Source organism: Pseudomonas sp. xss_4 (assembly GCF_043104125.1).
Classification (GTDB): domain Bacteria; phylum Pseudomonadota; class Gammaproteobacteria; order Pseudomonadales; family Pseudomonadaceae; genus Aquipseudomonas; species Aquipseudomonas parafulva_B.
This window is the reverse complement of sequence record NZ_JBICKJ010000027.1, coordinates 91,760-112,473: the sequence shown is the minus strand read 5'-3', so window position 1 is coordinate 112,473 and position 20,714 is coordinate 91,760. Positions and strand designations below refer to the sequence as shown.

General features: G+C 63.0%; 12 protein-coding genes. 8 read left to right on the top strand and 4 right to left on the bottom strand.

Going from position 1 to position 20,714, the window contains the following annotated elements:
• Positions 1-129: 129 nt before the first annotated feature.
• The 3 genes from ACF8GB_RS05460 to aceE all read right to left on the bottom strand — a co-directional run bounded on the left by ACF8GB_RS05460 (position 130) and on the right by aceE (position 7,449).
• Complete coding sequence (locus tag ACF8GB_RS05460) at positions 130-2,817, bottom strand: bifunctional diguanylate cyclase/phosphodiesterase (protein WP_145253998.1); 2,688 nt, start codon at positions 2,815-2,817, stop codon at positions 130-132.
• A gap of 323 nt (positions 2,818-3,140) precedes the next feature.
• Positions 3,141-4,790, bottom strand: coding sequence for a dihydrolipoyllysine-residue acetyltransferase (gene aceF / locus ACF8GB_RS05455; RefSeq protein WP_058639074.1), 1,650 nt, complete (start codon positions 4,788-4,790; stop codon positions 3,141-3,143).
• Between the two features lie 13 nt (positions 4,791-4,803).
• Positions 4,804-7,449, bottom strand: a complete 2,646-nt coding sequence (aceE, locus tag ACF8GB_RS05450) for a pyruvate dehydrogenase (acetyl-transferring), homodimeric type (RefSeq protein ID WP_058602988.1) — start codon at positions 7,447-7,449, stop codon at positions 4,804-4,806.
• Between the two features lie 384 nt (positions 7,450-7,833).
• Between aceE and glnE the strand changes: the two genes are divergently transcribed.
• The 8 genes from glnE (at position 7,834) to ACF8GB_RS05410 (ending at position 17,883) form a co-directional block, all read left to right on the top strand.
• A complete protein-coding gene (glnE, locus tag ACF8GB_RS05445) occupies positions 7,834-10,767 on the top strand; it encodes a bifunctional [glutamate--ammonia ligase]-adenylyl-L-tyrosine phosphorylase/[glutamate--ammonia-ligase] adenylyltransferase (RefSeq protein WP_392526682.1) in 2,934 nt (977 codons plus the stop codon).
• A 155-nt stretch (positions 10,768-10,922) separates the two neighbouring features.
• A complete protein-coding gene (gene waaF, locus ACF8GB_RS05440; RefSeq protein ID WP_058602990.1) occupies positions 10,923-11,972 on the top strand; it encodes a lipopolysaccharide heptosyltransferase II in 1,050 nt (349 codons plus the stop codon).
• Positions 11,973-13,031, top strand: coding sequence for a lipopolysaccharide heptosyltransferase I (gene waaC, locus ACF8GB_RS05435; RefSeq protein ID WP_058602991.1), 1,059 nt, complete (start codon positions 11,973-11,975; stop codon positions 13,029-13,031).
• Complete coding sequence (locus ACF8GB_RS05430; protein ID WP_392526681.1) at positions 13,031-14,155, top strand: glycosyltransferase family 4 protein; 1,125 nt, start codon at positions 13,031-13,033, stop codon at positions 14,153-14,155. The genes waaC and ACF8GB_RS05430 overlap by 1 nt, the downstream gene beginning before the upstream one ends.
• Entirely contained in the window at positions 14,152-14,958 is an 807-nt protein-coding gene (gene rfaP / locus ACF8GB_RS05425; RefSeq protein ID WP_058602993.1) for a lipopolysaccharide core heptose(I) kinase RfaP, read from the top strand. Before ACF8GB_RS05430 ends, rfaP begins: the two co-directional genes overlap by 4 nt.
• Positions 14,958-15,692: a lipopolysaccharide kinase InaA family protein gene (locus ACF8GB_RS05420; protein WP_058602994.1), complete on the top strand. Its 735-nt coding sequence runs from the start codon at positions 14,958-14,960 to the stop codon at positions 15,690-15,692. Before rfaP ends, ACF8GB_RS05420 begins: the two co-directional genes overlap by 1 nt.
• Positions 15,689-16,441 (top strand): lipopolysaccharide kinase InaA family protein, encoded by a 753-nt coding sequence (locus tag ACF8GB_RS05415; protein ID WP_326383292.1) that lies wholly within the window; start codon positions 15,689-15,691, stop codon positions 16,439-16,441. Before ACF8GB_RS05420 ends, ACF8GB_RS05415 begins: the two co-directional genes overlap by 4 nt.
• Positions 16,441-17,883 carry a lipopolysaccharide kinase InaA family protein gene (locus tag ACF8GB_RS05410; RefSeq protein ID WP_196127751.1) on the top strand — a complete coding sequence of 481 codons (1,443 nt, stop codon included), beginning with the start codon at positions 16,441-16,443 and terminating at the stop codon, positions 17,881-17,883. Before ACF8GB_RS05415 ends, ACF8GB_RS05410 begins: the two co-directional genes overlap by 1 nt.
• Here ACF8GB_RS05410 and ACF8GB_RS05405 read toward each other — a convergent pair.
• Positions 17,856-20,654: a dermonecrotic toxin domain-containing protein gene (locus tag ACF8GB_RS05405; RefSeq protein ID WP_392526680.1), complete on the bottom strand. Its 2,799-nt coding sequence runs from the start codon at positions 20,652-20,654 to the stop codon at positions 17,856-17,858. The two genes, ACF8GB_RS05410 and ACF8GB_RS05405, sit on opposite strands and share 28 nt — an antisense overlap.
• Between the last annotated feature and the right edge of the window lie 60 nt (positions 20,655-20,714).

Genomic DNA, 20,714 nt, shown 5'->3' with positions numbered 1-20,714 from the left:
AGTTGGATAGCGTCAGGGCCATCGCCGCCAAGTCCGTTCCCGATCACATGACCTGCGCGATCTGTGAGGACGGACCTGCCTGCGATGCAGCCCGAATGGTTTCTAGTGTGCCCGAGGTTTGCGCTGCTGTCAGGCGGCTGGGCCTCGCGGGTAGCGTTGCAGGCGCTCTGCCAGCTCTCGCCCCGGGATAGGCCGGTCAAACAGATAGCCCTGCCCGATGTCACACCGGTGTCGACGCAGGAAACCCAGCTGCGCAGGAGTTTCAATGCCCTCGGCCACCACCTTCAGCTTGAGGTTATGGGCCATGGCGATCACCGCCGAGGTGATTTCCATGTCGTCCTGGTTGTCGGGGATGTCCTTGATGAAGCTGCGGTCGATCTTGAGGATGTCGATCGGAAACTTCTTCAGGTAGCTCAGCGAGGAGTAACCGGTGCCGAAGTCATCCATGGCCAGGGTCAGGCCCAATGCCTTGAGCTCGTCGAGTTGCCGATGGGTGTCTTCACTGGCTTCGAGCAGCAACCCTTCGGTCAGCTCCAGCTCCAGTTGGTGCGCAGGCAAGCCTTCTTCCCCGATGATGCTACTGATCGAGGCGACCAGATCAGGGTCGGAAAACTGCTTGGGCGACAGGTTGATCGCAACGTGCAGGTTGCCAAGCCCTGCTGCACGCAGATCGTTGCTCATGCGGCACGACTGGCGCACCACCCATTTGCCGATGGGAATGATCAGACCGGTTTCTTCGGCCACGCTGATGAACTGGTCAGGGCGGATCATGCCCCGTTCGGGATGGTTCCAGCGCAGCAGGGCTTCCAAGCCCAGCAGCCGGCCGCTGCGCAGGCACAGCTTGGGCTGATAGAACACCTCCAGCTCGTTCTGGGTCAATGCGCGGCGCAGGTTGTTCTCGACGAACAGTTTGTAGCTGGCTTCGGCGTTGAGGACCTCAGTGAATACCTGCACCTGGTGCTTGCCGTTGGCCTTGGCCTTGTGCAGTGCCAACCCGGCGTTTTTCATCAGGCTGGTGGGGTCGGCACCATGCTGGGGAGCGCTGGCCAGGCCCACCGATGCAGTGACATTGATCAGCTGGTTGTCGACGAACATTGGTTTGTCGAGGGTGCGCAACAGTTGTTGGGCAACCCCCTGGCCGGCCTCCAGGCTGGTGTCGTCGAGCAACACGGCAAACTCGTTGCTGGCAAATCGGGCCAGGATGCCGCCGGCATGCAGGCTGTTGCGCAGGCGCCTGGCCAGGCTGATAAGCAACTTGTCGCCCGTATGATGGCCCAGGCTGTCGTTGATGCGCTTGAAGTTGTCGATGTCCACCAGCAGCAGGCACATCGGATTCTGCACATCCCGGGCGAAGCATTCGTCCAGGCTGCGGATGAACGCCGGACGGTTACCCAGGTTGGTCAGGTTGTCGGTGTAGGCCAGCCGCTCGATGCGCTGCTGCGCAAGCTTGCTCTGGGTGACATCTTCGTAGATGCCGATGTAGTGGGTCAGCTCGCGGTTGTCACCATACACCTTTGAAATCGACAGCTGCCCCCAGTAGGGCTCCAGATTCTTGCGCCGGCTCTTGAATTCGCCCTGCCAGCTGTTGCCCATGGCCAGGCTCGAAGGCGAGTCGAACAGCAGCTCGTTGAGGTTCTCCAGGGCGGGCAATTCACCCAGGTGACGCCCTTGCACTTCCTCGGTGCTGTATTGGGTGATGGCGGTGAAGCTTGGGTTCACATACTCAACCTGCCCATCCCGGTTCACCAGCAGGAAGGCGCTGGCGCTCTGCTCCACGGCGCGTTGGAACAGGTGCAGCGCACTGGCCGCCGCACGGCGGTTGTGGTTGGTGATGACCTGGGCGAACTGGTCGGCCAGCTCACCGGCAAAGGCGATCTCATCGGACTGCCAGGCGCGTGGCTGGCCGGCCTGCTCCAGGCACAAGACGCCCACCACCTGTCCGTCGACGCGGATGCTGGCATCGAGCATCGCCTTGTTGCCAGGCCCCAGGCTCTGCATTAATGCACGTGTACGGGGATCGTGCCCGGCGTTGTGCGCGTCGATCGCACGGCTGGCATGCAGGGCCTCGAGGTAATCCGGGAAATGGCTGGCATCGATGGCTTCGGGCTGGCGGTGCGCTTGCACGTCGCTGTACCAGGCGGTGATCGGCTCAAGCCGTTGGCCTTCCAAGTGCCAGATACCGGCGCAGTCGATCTTGTAGATCTCACAAGCGCTACGGGTGATCAGTTCGGCGGCTTCGAGCAACGAGTTCTCGGCGCTGTAGCGTTGACGGGCCAGGCGCAGGATGAGGTCCTGCTGGCTGCGCACGCGCTCCAGGTGCTCGAGCTGCTCACGCTGGGCACGCTGGTTCAGTTGCAGGGCCAACTGCAGGCGGTTGTTGCGTGATTCCAGGTCACTGGCGGTCTCGCCCGTGTCTTCCGGGTGATCGTCGAGTACGCTCAGGTAACCACATAACAACTGGCGGGCATGCTGTTTGAAAACTTCGCCGACCTCCAGCATGCGCACGCAGGCGCCTGGCGTGTGCAGGGTGTAGCGCACGCGGTAATAGCCGCGTTGCGACAGTTGCAGCTGGATGTCGTCATGAAGTCGGTAGCGGGCCTCGGGTTCCATGAGGCTGGCGTAAGGGGCATCGACTAGCGCGCAGAGGTCACTGGCATGAACGCCGAACTGGCGCTCGCAGGCTGGGTCCAGGTAGAGCAGCGACCAACTGGCTTCGTTGAGCCTTTCGAAGCGCAGCATGCCCAACCGCGAGGGCACGGGTAACTGCGTGACGACCTCGCCCGTCACACGGTTGCCAGCATCGGGTTGGCTTTTCATCGAAGACTCGCTTGAAGAGGGAACGCGCCCGTTGGACCGCGTCGAATCTGGCAAGGTTGCATCATGTCCCTATAGCTGGCAAGCGGCCATGTACGAAGCTGTAACAGGGTTATCGGCCGACGCCACGAAATCTGTAGGACGGCTGTTGAGTGCGGGTTTGCAGCGATGCTCGGCAACGCGGCCGTGCGCCGGGGCCATCCTGTTCCCGCTCAGCGCCTACTTTGCTTCAGGCAAAAAAAGCCCCGTCAATCGACGGGGTTGAGGTACGAGCGTGGCAGCTCGAAAAAGAAGCTGCCCCTCACCAGGAGGGACAGTGCGCTGCCTTACAGCAGCATGGTGCGGATATCGCCCAGCACATCGCCCAGACGCTTGGTGAAGCGCGCAGCGGCGGCGCCGTTGATCACACGGTGATCGTACGACAGCGACAGCGGCAGCATCAGCTTGGGCTGGAAGGCCTTGCCGTCCCAGACAGGCTGCATGGTCGCCTTGGAGACGCCCAGGATGGCCACCTCGGGGGCGTTGACGATCGGCGTGAAGCCGGTGCCGCCAATGTGACCAAGGCTGGAGATGGTGAAGCAGGCGCCTTGCATCTCGTCCGCCGACAGCTTCTTGGTGCGCGCCTTCTCGGCCAGGGCAGCCGCTTCGGCAGCCAGCTGCAGCAGGCTCTTCTGGTCGACGTTCTTGATTACCGGTACCAGCAGGCCATCGGGCGTGTCCACGGCAAAACCGATGTGCACGTATTTCTTGCGGATGACCGCTTTGCCGCTTGGTGCCAGCGAGCTGTTGAAGTCTGGCAGTTCCTTGAGCAGGAAGGCGCAGGCCTTGAGCAGCAGCGGCAGGACGGTCAGCTTGACGCCGGCCTTTTCTGCGACGGCTTTCTGGGCAACGCGGAAGGCTTCGAGCTCAGTGATGTCAGCCGAGTCGAACTGGGTCACGTGCGGCACGTTCAGCCAGCTGCGGTGCAGGTTGGCAGCACCGACCTGCATCAGGCGGGTCATGGCCACTTCTTCGACTTCACCGAACTTGCTGAAATCGACCACCGGAATCGGCGGAATGCCAGCGCCGCCGGTTGCACCGGCAGCTGCCGGCGCTTCCTTGGCCTTCTGCATCATGGCCTTGACGTAAACCTGCACGTCTTCTTTCAGGATGCGGCCGTGTGGGCCGGTCGCTGCCACGGCACCGAGCTCTACGCCGAACTCACGGGCCAGCTGACGCACGGCTGGGCCGGCATGCACCTTGGCGTTGTTGCCGGCAGCCGGGGCGGTTGCGGCTGGCGCAGGCGCAGCGGCAGCCGGGGCAGCAGCGGCAGGGGCAGCGGCGGGTGCGGCTTCGGTCTTGGCCGGTGCAGCGGCGGCTGGAGCCTGCGCTGGGGCAGGCGCTGCACCTGCAATTTCCAGCTTGAGGATCAGGTCGCCGGTGCCCACTTCGTCATCAAGCTTGGCAATGACTTCCTTGACCACGCCAGCGGCAGGCGAAGGGATTTCCATGGAGGCCTTGTCGGACTCCAGGGTGATCAGCGACTGATCGGCTTCGACGGTATCGCCTGCCTTGACCAGCACTTCGATGATCTTGGCCTTGCCCGACGAGCCAATGTCCGGCACGTGGATGTCCTGCACGCTGGCGGCAGCCGGGGCGGCAGCTTGTGCTGGCGCGGCCTCGGCAGCAGGTGCCGGTGCGGCCGCTTCGGCCTGTGCGGGCTGCTGCTCGGCCGCAGGTGCCTCAGGGGCCGCATCAGCGGCACCCTCGGCTTCCAGAACCAGGAGTTCGTCGCCTTCTTTCAGGCGATCACCCAGCTTGACTTTCAGTTCCTTGACGATGCCGGCCTTTGGCGCCGGAATCTCCATGGAGGCCTTGTCGGACTCCAGGGTCAGCAGGCTTTGGTCAGCTTCGATACGATCACCGACCTTGACGAACAGCTCGATGATTTCACCTTCACCGCTGCCGATGTCAGGTACGCGAATGAGTTCGCTCACTTAAAAATACTCCTCAGCAGTCCAATGGGTTGCGCTTGTCCGGGTCGATGCCGAACTTGACGATGGCGTCAGCCACAACCTTGGGTTCGATCTCGCCACGGTCAGCCAGCGCTTCCAGGGCAGCCAGTACCACGAAGTGACGGTCTACTTCGAAGAAGTGACGCAGCTTCTTGCGGCTGTCGCTGCGACCGTAACCGTCGGTACCCAGGACCTTGAACTCTTTGCTCGGCACCCACTGGCGGATCTGCTCGGCGAACAGCTTCATGTAGTCGGTGGAAGCGATGACTGGCCCCTTGCGGCCGCTCAGGCACTGCTCGACGTAGGTCTGCTGTGGCTTCTGGCCAGGCTTGAGGCGGTTGGCACGTTCCACGGCCAGGCCGTCGCGACGCAGTTCGTTGAAGCTGGTGACGCTCCACACGTCGGCACCGACGTTGAACTCTTCACGCAGAATCTTCGCCGCTTCGCGCACTTCGCGCAGGATGGTGCCCGAACCCATCAGCTGCACGTGGTGTGCGGCTTCGCGAGTGTCTTCCTCGAGCAGGTACATACCCTTGATGATGCCTTCCTCGGCACCGGCCGGAATGGCTGGCTGCTGGTAGGACTCGTTCATCACGGTGATGTAGTAGAAGATGTCCTGTTGCTCTTCGGTCATCTTCTTCATGCCGTCCTGGATGATCACCGCCAGCTCGTAGCCGTAGGTCGGGTCATAGGTGCGGCAGTTCGGGATGGTACCGGCCATCATGTGGCTGTGACCGTCCTCGTGCTGCAGGCCTTCGCCGTTGAGCGTGGTACGGCCGGCGGTGCCGCCGATCAGGAAGCCACGGGTACGGCTGTCGCCAGCGGCCCAGGCCAGGTCGCCGATACGCTGGAAGCCGAACATCGAGTAGAAGATGTAGAACGGCAGCATCGGCTGGTTGTGGCAGCTGTACGAAGTACCGGCAGCGATGAACGACGACATGGCGCCGGCTTCGTTGATGCCTTCTTCGAGGATCTGGCCTTTCTTGTCCTCGCGGTAGAACATCACCTGATCCTTGTCGACCGGCTCGTAGAGCTGGCCAACCGACGAGTAGATGCCCAACTGGCGGAACATGCCTTCCATGCCGAAGGTGCGGGCTTCGTCAGGAATGATCGGCACGATGCGCTGACCGATTTCCTTGTCCTTGACCAACTGCGCCAGGATGCGCACGAACGCCATGGTAGTGGAAATTTCGCGGTCGCCCGAGCCGTCCAGGATCGCCTTGAGGGTTTCCAGAGGCGGGGTCGGCACGCTGAAGCTCTTGGCGCGACGCTGAGGCACGAAGCCGCCCAGGGCTGCACGGCGCTCGGCCAAGTAACGGGCCTCGGCAGAACCTTCTTCGGGCTTGTAGAACGGCAGGTTCTCCAGGTCCGCATCCTTGACGGGAATATCGAAGCGGTCACGGAAGTGACGCAGGCTGTCGACATCGACCTTCTTGGTGTTGTGCGCGGTGTTCTTGGCTTCGCCGGCACCGGTACCGTAACCCTTGATGGTCTTGGCCAGGATGACGGTAGGCTGGTCCTTGTGGTTGACCGCCTGGTGGTAGGCCGCATAGACCTTGTACGGGTCGTGGCCGCCACGGTTGAGCTTCCAGATCTCGTCGTCGGACAGGTCTTCGACCATGGCCTTGAGCTCTGGGGTGTTGAAGAAGTGCTCACGCACGTAAGCGCCGTCTTTGGCCTTGTAGTTCTGGTACTCGCCGTCGATGACTTCGTCCATACGGCGTTGCAGGGCACCGTTGGTGTCCTTGGCCAGCAGCGGATCCCAGAAGCGACCCCAGACCACTTTGTTGACGTTCCAGCCACCGCCGCGGAACACGCCCTCGAGTTCCTGGATGATCTTGCCGTTGCCGCGAACCGGGCCGTCGAGGCGCTGCAGGTTGCAGTTGATGACGAAGATCAGGTTGTCCAGCTTCTCGCGGCCGGCCAGGGCGATTGCGCCCAGGGATTCGGGCTCGTCGCACTCACCGTCGCCCATGAAGCACCAGACTTTCTGCTTGCCTGCCGGAATGAACCCACGGGCTTCCAGGTACTTCATGAAGCGTGCCTGGTAGATGGCCTGGATTGGGCCCAGGCCCATCGAAACGGTCGGGAACTGCCAGAAGTCAGGCATCAGCCAGGGGTGTGGGTACGAGGACAGGCCGTTGCCATCGACTTCCTGGCGGAAGTTGTTCATCTGCTCTTCGCTGATGCGGCCTTCCATGAAGGCGCGGGCGTAGACGCCCGGCGAGGCGTGGCCCTGGAAGAAGATCAGATCGCCGCCGTGCTCTTCGGTCGGCGCCTGGAAGAAGTAGTTGAAGCCGATGTCGTACAGGGTGGCGCTGGAGGCGAAGCTGGAGATGTGTCCGCCCAGGTCCGAGTCTTTCAGGTTGGTGCGCACGACCATGGCCAGGGCGTTCCAACGCACCATCGAGCGAATGCGGCGTTCCATGAACAGGTCGCCAGGCATGCGTGCTTCGTGGGTGACAGGGATGGTGTTGCGGTATGGCGTGGTGATCGCATATGGCAGCTGGGAGCCACTGCGGGTGGCCAGCTCGCCCATACGGGTCATCAGGTAATGAGCGCGGTCTTCGCCTTCTTTGTCGAGGACCGACTCCAGGGCATCCAGCCATTCCTGGGTTTCGATTGGATCGAGGTCTTGCATGGCTTGCTCCAGGGCGGAAAGGCAACCAGAATCGATTGCCTGAGATTGCGACTGGCCTTATGGGCAGACGTCGTGAATTCTTGGATTACCGGGATCTTCGTCCGGCGCCGTGTAGTTTTACTACATTTGCTTTCGCATTTCATGCTTTTGCGCGACAGGCACAGTAGTAAAACTACATTTGTGCGACGTTTGGTCGCATCCTGGCTTGTGAGGAAAAACGTTCATGTTGGTTGGCAATGTCCCACGAACGGGTAACTGTTGATGTTCCATGCCACGAATTCGATGTTTTCAGCTATTTCCAACTTTTGTATGACAGTCCAACCGTGGTCCGGCTTTGCCTTGGCCGTCTTTCCTCATCCATTTCACGCCGATCAAGGATAGCCCATGCGCCTGCCTTTGCCTTGCCAGCTGCCTGCCGTTCTTCAACCACTGACCCTGCGCAACCAACAGTTTCTGCACGAGGCAGTGGCCGCACACCCCGAACTGGACCTGGGCAGTTGGAGCGAGTGGCATGCTCGGCAGTTCGACCAGGTGGCGGCCGTCAGCGACTTCGTGCTGACCCAGGTGCAGCGCGACCCGGGCCTGCTCTGCGGGCTGATGCGCAGCGGCGAGCTGGAGCGCAGCTACGGGCCAGGCGAGCTGCGCGGCCATGTTGCCAAGGTTGCCCAGGCGGCTCAAAGCGAGGACGAGCTTGCCCGCAACCTGCGTCGCGAGCGCAACCGCCAGCAGGTACGCATCATCTGGCGTGACATTACCCGCCAGGCCGATCTCGGTGAGACCTGCCGCGATCTCTCCGACCTGGCCGATGCCGCCATCGACGAGGCCTACCAGTGGTTGTACCCACGGCACTGCCAGCAATTCGGCACGCCGATCGGTAACCGCAGCGGCCACCCACAACACATGGTGGTGCTGGGCATGGGCAAGCTCGGTGCACGCGAGCTGAACCTCTCCTCGGACATCGACTTGATCTTCGCATTCCCCGAAGGCGGCGAAACCGAAGGCGTGAAACGCTCGCTGGACAACCAGGAGTTCTTCACCCGCCTGGGTCAGCGCCTGATCAAGGCCCTGGACCCGGTCACTGTCGATGGCTTCGTGTTTCGCGTCGACATGCGCCTGCGCCCTTACGGGTCATCCGGTGCACTGGTGCTCAGCTTCAACGCGCTGGAACAGTATTACCAGGACCAGGGCCGCGACTGGGAACGCTATGCCATGATCAAGGCACGGGTAGTGGCAGGCGATCAGGCCGCCGGCGCCCAGTTGCAAGACATGCTGCGCCCGTTCGTCTACCGGCGGTACCTGGATTTCTCAGCCATCGAAGCCCTGCGCACCATGAAGCAGCTGATTCAGCAGGAAGTGCGGCGCAAGGGCATGGCGGACAACATCAAGCTGGGTGCAGGCGGCATTCGCGAAGTGGAGTTCATCGCCCAGGCCTTCCAGCTGATTCACGGCGGTCGCGACCTCAGCTTGCAGCAGCGGCCTCTGCTCAAGGTGCTGGCTACCCTGGAAGGCCAAGGCTACCTGCCCCCTGCCGTAGTCACCGAGCTGCGGGAGGGTTATGCATTCTTGCGCTACACCGAGCACGCCATCCAGGCCATTGCCGACCGCCAGACGCAGATGTTGCCGGAGAACGAAACCGATCAGGCCCGTGTCGCCTACATGCTGGGCTACGCCGACTGGCAAGCCTTCGAGGCTCAACTTGGCCAGTGGCGTGAGCGCATTGACTGGCATTTCCGGCAGGTCATCGCCGACCCCGACGAAGACGAAAGCGAAAGCGAGTTGGTGGTCGGCGGTGAATGGTCGCCGTTATGGGAGCAGGCCCAGGATGAAGAGGCTGCTGGCCGTCAGCTGGAGGAGGCCGGCTTCAAGCTGCCGGGCGAGGCCTTGCGGCGCCTGGCAGCTCTGCGTGCCAGCCCGCAGCTGCGTTCGATGCAGCGCCTTGGGCGCGAGCGGCTGGACGCCTTCATTCCGCGATTGCTGGCCCAGGCGGTCGAGCACGAGAACCCCGACCTGGTGCTTGAGCGAGTACTGCCGCTGGTCGAGGCCGTGGCCCGGCGCTCTGCCTACCTGGTATTGCTCACCGAGAACCCCGGTGCCCTGCGCCGTCTGCTGACCCTGTGCGCAGCCAGTCCATGGATTGCCGAGCAGATCGCACGCTACCCGTTGTTGCTCGATGAGTTGCTCAATGAAGGCCGCCTGTTCAGCCCGCCCCTGGCACCGGAGCTGGCCAGCGAATTGCGCGAGCGCCTCACGCGCATTCCGGAAGATGACCTGGAACAACAAATGGAGGCGCTGCGTCATTTCAAGCTGGCGCATAGCTTGCGCGTGGCCGCCTCGGAAATCAGTGGCAACCTGCCGTTGATGAAGGTCAGCGACTACCTGACGTGGCTGGCCGAGGCCATCCTCGACCAGGTGCTTGCCCTGGCCTGGCGCCAGACCGTTGCCCGCCACGGTCAGCCGATGGGCAGCGACGGCATACCCTGCGACCCGGGTTTCGTCATCATCGGCTACGGCAAGGTTGGCGGCCTGGAGACGGGACACGGGTCGGACCTGGACCTGGTGTTCATCCATGATGGCGACCCCCAGGCCGAAACCGACGGCGCCAAGCCTATCGACGGTGCCCAGTTCTTCACGCGGCTGGGGCAGCGCATCATTCACCTGCTGACCACCCAGACCAACTCGGGCCAGCTGTATGACGTGGACATGCGTCTACGGCCCTCAGGCGCCGCGGGCCTGTTGGTCAGCTCGCTGGGCGCATTCGAGCGCTACCAGCAAAGCGAGGCCTGGACCTGGGAGCACCAGGCACTGGTCCGTGCCCGCGTGCTGGTGGGCTGCCCGCGGGTTGGACAGGCGTTCGAGAGAGTACGGGCGCAGGTGCTGGGACAACCCCGCGACCTTGAGAAGCTGCGTATCGAAGTCAGTGAAATGCGCGCCAAGATGCGCGCCAGCCTGGGCACGAAGGCCACGGTCGCCGGCACCGCACCCAACGCCTTCGAGCCGGGTATGCCCTTTGACATCAAGCAGGATGCGGGCGGTATCGTCGATATCGAATTTATGGTGCAATACGCCGCTTTGGCCTGGTCCCATGACCACACGGGCCTGGTTCGATGGACCGATAACATCCGTATTCTTGAAGAGCTGGAGCAAGTGGGGCTGATGCCTGCCGCCGACGCGGTGTTGCTGCGCGAGGTGTACAAGGCATTTCGCTCGGCCTCTCACCGCCAGGCGCTGCAGAAGCAGGCCGGGGTGATCGATGCTGCGCAGTTTGCCGATGAGCGCCGCCAGGTGCGGCGTATCTGGAGCGAGCTCGGCCTGAGCTGAGCCCAGTCGAGGCGGCTCCTCAGGGTGAGGATCCGCCGCGATTGAGGCGTGAAGCAGCCCCGGTGTTACACTGTCGGCCACATAGCCTGAATATAAAGAGGGGAGGCCGGGCTGAATTGCAGCCTGTCGCCTCCCCGAGCGTTTCTGGACCTAGCATGAGAATACTGATCATTGGCCCCAGCTGGGTCGGCGACATGGTGATGGCGCAGACCTTGTTCCAGTGCCTGAAACAGCAGCACCCCGACTGCGTGATCGATGTGCTGGCCCCCGAATGGAGCCGGCCAATCCTTGAGCGCATGCCCGAGGTGCGCCAGGCCTTGAGCTTCCCGCTCGGCCACGGTGCGCTGGAGCTGGCCACACGGCGGCGCATCGGCAAGTCGCTCAGCGGTCAGTACGACCAGGCCATCTTGTTGCCCAATTCGCTGAAATCGGCGCTGGTACCGTTCTTTGCCGGTATCCCCAAACGCACCGGCTGGCGTGGCGAAATGCGTTTCGGTTTGCTCAACGATGTCCGCAAGCTGGACAAAGCGCGTTACCCGTTGATGATCGAGCGCTTCATGGCCTTGGCCTATGCCCCCGGTGCCGAGCTGCCAAAGCCCTACCCCCAGCCCAGCCTGCAGATCGAGCCACACAGCCGTGAAGCGGCGCTGACCAAGTTCGGCCTGGAGCTGGACCGTCCGGTGCTGGCGCTATGCCCAGGCGCTGAATTCGGCGAAGCCAAGCGCTGGCCGGCCGAGCACTATGCCGCCGTGGCCGATGCCATGATCCGCCAGGGGTGGCAGGTCTGGCTGTTCGGTTCGAAAAGCGATCACCCAGTGGGTGAGCAGATCCGCGAACGGCTGATCCCTGGGCTACGCGAAGAGTCCGTGAACCTGGCCGGTGAAACCTCCCTGGCCGAGGCGATCGACCTGATGTCCTGCGCAGACGCCGTGGTCTCTAACGATTCTGGCTTGATGCATGTTGCGGCGGCGCTCAATCGCCCGCTGGTCGCCGTGTACGGCTCCACATCGCCTGGTTTCACACCGCCGCTGGCCAGCCAGGTCGAGGTGGTGCGCCTGGGCATCGAATGCAGCCCGTGTTTCGATCGCACCTGCCGCTTCGGTCACTACAACTGCCTGCGTCTGCTCGAACCCGGTCAGGTCATCGCCGCGCTGACCCGCCTGGGCGGTGCGAACATCATCGACGTGCTGACCGAGGTCGACTAAGTGCGGGTACTGATCATCAAGACGTCCTCGCTGGGTGATGTGATCCACACGCTGCCAGCGCTCACCGATGCAGCCCATGCCATCCCCGGCATCCGCTTCGACTGGGTCGTCGAGGAAGGTTTCGCAGAGATACCCAGCTGGCATCCGGCGGTCGATCAGGTCATTCCGGTGGCCATCCGTCGCTGGCGCAAGCACCTCTGGCAGACCGTTCGCAGCGGCGAGTGGAAGGCCTTCAAGCAGCGCCTGCGCGAGCGCCAATACGACCTGGTGATCGATGCCCAGGGCCTGGTCAAGTCAGCATGGCTGACACGCTACGTGAAGGCACCGGTCGCAGGCCTGGACCGGTATTCGGCCCGTGAAGGCTGGGCCAGCCGCTTCTACGACCGACGCCTGTCGGTCGCGGTCGGCCAGCATGCCGTCGAGCGTGTGCGCCAGTTGTTCGCCATGGCACTGGCCTATGACCTGCCCGAGGGCATCGGCCGTTACGGCCTGGACCTTGAACGCTTGCAGTTGCCGCCGGCAGCGCCCTACGTGGTTTTCCTGCACGGTACCACCTGGGCCACCAAGCACTGGCCCGAGGCCTACTGGCGCGAGCTGGCCGAGCGCATGGGCCGGCGCAGGCTGGAAGTGCGCCTGCCCTGGGGCAACCCGGCCGAGAAGGCCAGGGCCGAGCGCATTGCCCAAGGCTTGAACCATTGCCAAGTGCTGCCCAAATTGAATCTGGCTGGCGTCGCAAGGGTGCTGGCCGCTGCAAAGGCCTGCGTCGCCGTCGATACCGGCCTGGGCCACTTGGCCGCAGCCCTCGATGTACCGACGCTTTCGCTGTTCGGCCCGACCAACCCGGGCCTGACCGGCGCCTATGGACGGACCCAGATCCACCAGGCCAGTGACTGGCCGTGCGCACCCTGCTTGCAGAAGAAGTGCACCTACAAACCGAGCGCCGAAGACCTGCGCCGGTACGATCTGAACCGCGAGTGGCCATTGTGCTTCACTCGCCTGAATCCCGAGCATGTAGCGAGCCGCCTGAGCGCGCTGCTGCTGGCTGAGGATGTCCGTTGATGCAACTGGCTTTCGTACTTTACAAATACTTCCCCTTTGGCGGCCTGCAGCGCGATTTCATGCGCATAGCCCTGGAATGCCAGCAGCGCGGCCACCAGATCCGGGTCTACACGTTGATCTGGGAGGGCGACATTCCGCCAGGTTTCGAAGTGCTGGTGGCGCCGGTCAAGGCGATCTTCAATCACCGGCGCAATGAGAAACTCACCGCCTGGATGCAGGCCGACCTGGCCAAGCGTCCGGTGGACCGGCTCATCGGTTTCAACAAGATGCCTGGGCTGGATGTGTACTACGCCGCCGACGGCTGCTTCGAGGACAAGGCGCAGAACCTGCGCAGCGACCTGTACAGGCGCTGGGGCCGCTACCGGCATTTCGCCGAATACGAGCGGGCGGTGTTCGCCAAGGAGGCCGGTACCGAGATCCTGATGATCTCCGAGGTGCAGCAGCCGCTGTTCATCAAGCACTACGGCACGCCGGTCGAGCGTTTTCACCTGCTGCCGCCGGGCATCTCCCAGGATCGTCGTGCACCGCCCAACGCCGCTGAAATCCGTGCCGACCTGCGCAGGGAGTTCGATCTGGCCGAGGATGCGTTGCTGATCGTGCAGATCGGTTCAGGGTTCAAGACCAAGGGCGTGGACCGCAGCCTCAAGGCGTTGGCGGCATTGCCCACGGCCTTGCGCAAGCGTACCCGATTGCTGGTGATCGGTCAGGATGACCCCAAGGTCTTCCAGTTGCAGAGCGCGACGCTGGGCCTGGGCGACGAGGTGCAGTTTCTCAAGGGGCGCAGCGATATCCCGCGCTTCCTGCTGGGCGCCGACCTGCTGATCCACCCGGCCTACAACGAGAACACCGGTACCGTGCTGCTCGAAGCCCTGGTCGCGGGCTTGCCGGTGCTGGTGTCGCGCGTGTGCGGCTATGCCCACTACATCGCCGAGGCCGACTGCGGTCTGGTGCTGGACGAGCCGTTCGAGCAGGAGCAGCTCAACCGCTACCTGCAGCGTATGCTCGATGACCCCGCGGCGCGGGCCGACTGGTCGCGCAACGGCCTGGCGTATGCCGATACGGCCGACCTTTACAGCATGCCGCAGCATGCCGCCGATGTGATCCTAGGGCAGGAGGGGGCATGAAGTTGATCGTGGCAGAGCCCTTCAAGCGGCTTTGGGCGGGGCGCGATGCCTTCGAGGCGGTAGAAGCGCTGCAAGGCGAAGTCTATCGGGAACTTGAAGGGCGCCGTACCCTGCGTACGGAGGTCGCCGGCGAAGGCTTCTTCGTGAAGATCCATCGTGGCATCGGCTGGGGCGAGATCTTCAAGAACCTGCTCACGGCCAAGTTGCCGGTACTGGGCGCCGGCCAGGAGTGGCAAGCCATCGAGCGCCTGCATCAGGTCGGCGTGCCAACCATGACGGCCGTGGCCTTCGGTGAGCGGGGCGGCAACCCGGCCACCCAGCACTCCTTCATCATCACCGAGGAACTGGCGCCGACCGTCAGCCTGGAAGACTTCAGCATCGACTGGCTCCGGCAGCCGCCTGCGCCACGCCTCAAGCGTGCCCTGATCGCGCGCGTGGCCGAGATGACCGGTGGCATGCACCGTGCCGGCGTCAACCACCGGGACTGCTACATCTGTCACTTCCTGCTGCACACCGACCGGCCCGTGACGGCCGATGATTTCAAGCTGTCGGTGATCGACCTGCACCGCGCCCAGACACGCCCCGCCATTAGCCGCCGCTGGCGTAACAAGGACCTGGCCGCCCTGTACTTCTCAGCCCTGGACATTGGCCTGACCCAACGCGACAAGCTGCGTTTTCTGCGCAGCTACTTCCAGCGCCCGCTGCGTCAGGTCATGAAGGACGAAGCTGCACTGCTCGCCTGGCTTGAGCGCAAGGCGCAGAAACTCTACGACCGTAAACAACGCTATGGGGATGCACTCTGATGGCCAGTTGGACACTGGCGCCAGGTTACGAGCACCTGGCGAAGGATTTTGGCAGCCTCGAGGCGGTATTCGCCGTTCAGGGCGAACGCCTGACCCGTGATCCGCTCAGCGAAGTGGTGCGTGTCGAGCGTGAAGGCGTCAACTATTACGTCAAGCGCTACACCGGCGCTGGCAAGCACATGCGCCGCTACCTGGGCCGCCCACGTATCAAGGCCGAATGGCAGAACCTCAAGCAGTTCGCCAAGTGGGGCATTCCCACGGCCGAGGTGGTCGCCTGGGGGCTCGAACGCAATGGCCTGGCGTTCGGCCGTGGCGCGATGATTACCCGCGAGCTGCCCAACACCGAGGACCTCTCGGCGCTGGCCGAGCGCAACGATGCCCGCCTGGCCGATCGCGCCTGGGTGGACCACATCAGCCGCCAGCTGGCACGCCATACCCGGGTCATGCACGAGCACCGCTTCGCCCATAACGATCTGAAGTGGCGCAACCTGCTGGTCGATGACCAAGGGACGCTGTTCTTCATCGACTGCCCCACAGGTGATTTCTGGCGTGGGTTCATGTGGCGCCATCGCCTGATCAAGGACCTGGCCTGCCTGGACAAGGTCGCCAAGTACCACCTTTCGGCAACCCAGCGCCTGCGCTTTTACTTGCAGTACCGAGGCCGCGACCGGCTGAACGCCCGGGACAAGAAGCGCATTCGTCAGGTGCTGGGCTTTTTCGAGGGAAGGGAATGACCGACTATATGGCCAGTGCAGACCGTGCCTTGCTCCAGCGCCATGGCCTGGACGACTTCGAGGCGCTGTGGGCACTCGAACTCGACGCGGTGGACGAGCCCAATACCGGCCGCGGCGGTTGGAGCAGCGTTTACCGCCTGGAACTCGAGGGCAAGGGCTATTACCTCAAGCGCCAGAGCGACTACCTTACCCGCAGCCTGCACAAGCCCCTTGGCGAGCCGACCTTCGCCCGCGAATTTCGCAATATCGTTCGCTACCAGAAGCTGCACATCCCTGCGTTGGAAGCCGTGTTCTACGGCGAGCGCAAGCAAGGTGGCCAGCATCGAGCCCTGTTGATGACCCGCGCGCTGGACGGCTGGCACGACCTCGACAGCCAGTTGCTGCAATGGCCCGAACTCGATGCATCGGTGCGCATTGGCATGCTCCAGGCCTGCGGCCAGTTGGCGCGCACGCTGCACGGTGCTGGGCAGGTGCATGGTTGCTTCTATCCCAAGCACATTTTTCTGCGTAAGCGCAGAGAAGGCTGGGACGCGCAGTTGATCGACCTGGAGAAAACCCGTCCCTTGCTCTTTGGCATGCGTGACCGCCTCAAGGACCTCGAGCCCTTGCTGCGCCGGGCGCCGGTATGGAGTGACGGCGAGATACGTACATTGCTGGCAGCCTACCTCGCACAACCCATCGACAGCACGCTGGTCGAAACCTGGGTCAACCGCCTGGTACAACGCCGTCATCATAAGGAGGCTCGCTGATGCAGCTTTCCGAGCTGAAGGAAACAGGTCGCAGCCCATCGCTGCCGCTTGCCGTCAACCTCGCCGATGCCGCCGGTAGCGCTGAGCTGCAATTGCTCAGCCTGCTGCGCGTGCTGCCGGGCCAGCGTTACGTGGGGGCCGGGGTTTGGCGTGGCAGGCCGGTCCTGGCCAAGTTGCTGGTGGGCAGCAATGCCGCGCGTCACTTCCAGCGTGAGCTGCAAGGGGTAAAGCTGCTCGCGGCGCAGGGGCTGACCACGCCGGTACTGCTCGCCGATGGCCTGGTGGAAGGCGAGGGCGGCTGGCTGTTGTTCGAGTACCTCGATGGCGCCCAAAGCCTGGCCGATGCCTGGTCCGTGGTCGAGCACCTGCCTGTGCTTGCCGACGAGCAGCAGCAGGTGCTGGGCGAGGCCCTGGCGGCTGTGGCGCAGATGCACCGCCGGGGGCTGTGGCAGGAAGACCTGCACTTGGACAACCTGCTGCGTCATGCAGGCAAGCTGTACCTGATCGATGGGGCCGGTATCAAGGCTGAAACGCCAGGCCAGCAGCTTTCGCGTCCTCGCGTACTGGAAAACCTGGGTGTGTTCTTCGCGCAGCTACCCAAGCGGCTGGAGCCGTTCACCGAAGAGCTGCTGGTGCATTACCTGTTGGCCAATGCCGAGCACGCATTGCCCATGGAGGCCTTGCAGAAGCAAATAGACAAAGTCCGCGCCTGGCGCCAACGCGACTTCCTGGACAAGGCCGGCCGCGATTGTAGCCTGTTCAGTGTCGAGCGCAGCCTGACCGCCCTGCGGGCGGTGGTCCGTAGCGAGGCCCAGGCCCTGTTGCCAGTGCTTGAACAGGCGGATGCGCTGATCGATCGTGGGCACCTGTACAAGACTGGCGGCGCGGCCAGCGTGGCACGGGTCGAGGTGGATGGCCGCAAACGGGTCATCAAACGCTACAACATCAAGAACACTGTCCACTGGCTCAAGCGCTTCTGGCGACCGAGCAGGGCCTGGCACTCATGGATCGAAGGGCATCGCCTGTCATTTCTCGACATCGCTACCCCGCGCCCACTGGCGGTGCTGGAGCAGCGAGTGCTGGGATTGCGCACGCGTGCCTACCTGGTCACCGACTACATCGACGGCCCCGACCTCATCGAATGCTTTGCCCCCTTCGTCGAGCAGGGCGATGCGCCGGCCGAACAGGTGGAGGCCCTGGTGCAGCTCATGCAACAGCTGATCCGCGAGCGCATCAGCCACGGTGACTTCAAGGGCCACAACCTGTTTTGGGATCAGGGTCGGTGGTCGCTGATCGACTTGGACGCCGTGTGCCAGCACAGCAGCCAGGGCAGCTTCGCGCCGGCCTTCGCTCGGGACCGGGCGCGGCTGCTGCGCAACTGGCCGGCTGAAAGTGCCTTGCACCAACGGCTGGATCAGGTGCTGCCCACGTTGGCGGCATAAGCGGCAGGCAGAGCCAGCCAGTCGCTGCTTCGCCCCGGTTGGCGCACACGTATACGCCACTGGCCGTCGCGCCAGCGCAGGATTGCCCAGGCGGTGGTGGTCGCGGCAGGCTGTCCGGGTATCAGCAGATGGTAGTGATCGGCTAGCAGGTGGGCACGCACGGGCAAGGCATGGCCACCGGCGAGCAAGTAGGGTTGGCCATCGCTCTCGTACAGTTCACTCGCCCCTTCCAGTGGTACCCCATCCGGGGTCGCGGGAAGCTGGCAGTGTTCCAGCAATGCGGTGAGGTCTGGCAGGCCGTCGTGCCACAGGACGGGTGAGTCGACGATCCACTCGCCTTCAGCGCTCCGTCTGACCGCCACCTTGCTGTAGGCATCGGGTTGCCTGGGATCGATGGCGCGCCAGCGATAACCGTCGAACGCCACCTGGTAGTACCGGCCTTGCTTGTCCTGGATGTAGTAGAGAGCCAGCCCTGCACGTTCGGATGGCTTTTCATACACGCCTTCGCTATGGATACCATCGATTCGGTAACGCAACTTGGCGGTGTCCGGGCGTACCTGGAAGGTAGGTGGTAGCATCAATGGCGGAGTAGGAGGCATGGCGCGAATGGCGCGCCTGATCACTGTCGTGCCGCCGATGCTGTTGATGCCATCGTTCATATGGGTAAAAGCCTCCACCATATGCTTGAGCACGCCTACCTGATCCTCCTTTTCCAGTGCTTCAAGGCTGTCCAGTACGCTCAGCACAGCGCGGGCGAATGCCAGCGGCGCCAGGGCACGCACCGGAATCACGAAGCTGATCAAATCGAGCATGATCCACAACGCATGCAGGCTGGCCTCTCCCAGCAGCTCCAGCTTGGTGTTAGTGCTGGCATCGACCGCCGATATGAATGCGCGAACCTCTGCCAGGTAACAGGCGTGCAGAAAATTGCCGGAGATGACCGGACGACTCAGCCGTGGAGCGAGCCCGCCTTTGCTCAGCAGGCGCTCGACGGTTTTGCGCCGGGCCAGGGGCATGCGGTCCATCACGTAAGTGCGTAGATCCGGGCTGGCGCGAAGCGATCGGAGCAGCGCACGCGCATTGGCGTATTCGCGCCATGGCCTGCGATCAGGTGCATCTGGTGCATACACCAGAAAGCGCTGCATTTGCGGTGTTTCAGGCGTGATCAGCAGTACCCCCTGTACGGTATGCCCGGCAATCAACAGCTGCCGGACACTCAGGCGATTGTCTTGCACCAGGGGGCGCCAGTCGCTGTCGGGGTAGTTGAGTATGGCCTTGCTCCAGCGATAGCCCTGTTCGAGCGGGTCGGGTATGAAGTGGCCGGCATAGCGGGCCTTGGCGGCTTCTGCCCGCATGCGAGCACAGTTGATTCGCGCATGTGCATCCCGTCGCCACTGGCCTTGCGCCAAGTCGATCAGATGGCTGCGCAGGAAACGCGAATAGCTGTCGCCAACATTGAGTTCACGGACCATCTGCCGAGCCTGCGCAGGGGACAAGCCTTGAATGTTCGTCTCGTCCTTATGGTGGACGCGAGCGGTTAGCCAATAGTCCAGGTCTAGCAAGCCCACGTTCAGCAACGCCAACTGATCCAGGCTGTAGGTTTGCCTGACCAACTCCACGGTGTTCCCTGTCTGCGGTCGGCTAGCGATGGGTATATAGCTGCTGGGCTGACCTGGAGGCATCACCGGGCCGGTCTGACGGGCAATGGTGACACTGATGAAGATCTGCTCCGGTGCCAGATCCAGTTGGTGGTCCAATCTCAGGCGCTCGCTGAGACGGGCACGGGTCCACTGTAGCAGGCTGTTGCGTTCGGTGAACTGTTCAAGCGTAGGAATGCCCGGCGCTGCGGCCTGATCGATGGCCACGATCAGCTCTTGCATCGTCTGCATGATATGCGTGAGCCCTGGGATAGAGGTCTTCTTGAGCCACGCAGGAGCATGCTTTTCAAGCAGCAGGCCATAACGCGTCGGCATCGCTGCCTTGCTGGTCACCCAGGGTAGCAGGTCTGCGGCCTTGGTCAGGCGCTCGGCAAAACCCGGTTGATCCATGGGTTGGCTACTCCATGCCTCGTTCAATCGCCCATGCTGGGCATCGATCAAGGCCTGGATCTGGACTTCCACAAGATCGTCGGGCAGCCAGTCGTAACGCAGTCGCTGTGCGTTATGGGCGCGGTCGGCATCACCCAGCGCCAGCAGCGTGAGCATCGGCTGACTTTGCAGGGGATCATCCAGCCGCTCGCACAGTTCCAGGTGCAGGCTCTGAACATCGGCGAACGCTTCGATGCCGTGGGAGAGGCTGCATAACAAGGCTGGGCCGCTGCCCGCATCGCCCGTCATCATCTGCCCCTCGACACCGCCTTGTACAAGCAGTACGGCGCCTGGCAAGTAGGCCCTCCAGTTGGGTCGTGAGCAGTCGAGCAGCAGGCGATAGAGCTGTGGACGCTTGGACGCCTCGATGCCTTGGCGAGCCCAGGACATGGGGTGGTCAAGGCACGTCTGTAACAGCGATGCCGCCACAGGCTCCAGTGTTGCGTCAGTGATGCGCAGGTCCATTTCGGCCTGAAGCTGTTGTCGCCGAAGCGCAATGAGCCGAGTACGGCGGTTATTGCCTGTTGCGTCCGGCAGGTTCCAGTAGTCTGCAAGCGCGCCGAAGAACTGTTGCCGGCCCGCCACCGGTGGAAGCTGCAAGTCTGGTGAGGGCAGGGGGGACAACAGGGCAGTGATTGCCGCGTCGAATGACTCGAAATGTTGCAAGGGTGAGACGGATGGCATGATGCGAGCTCCTTTAGAGAGATCGCGAGCCTGGGCGATATGGCAGGGGCATGCGTGCTA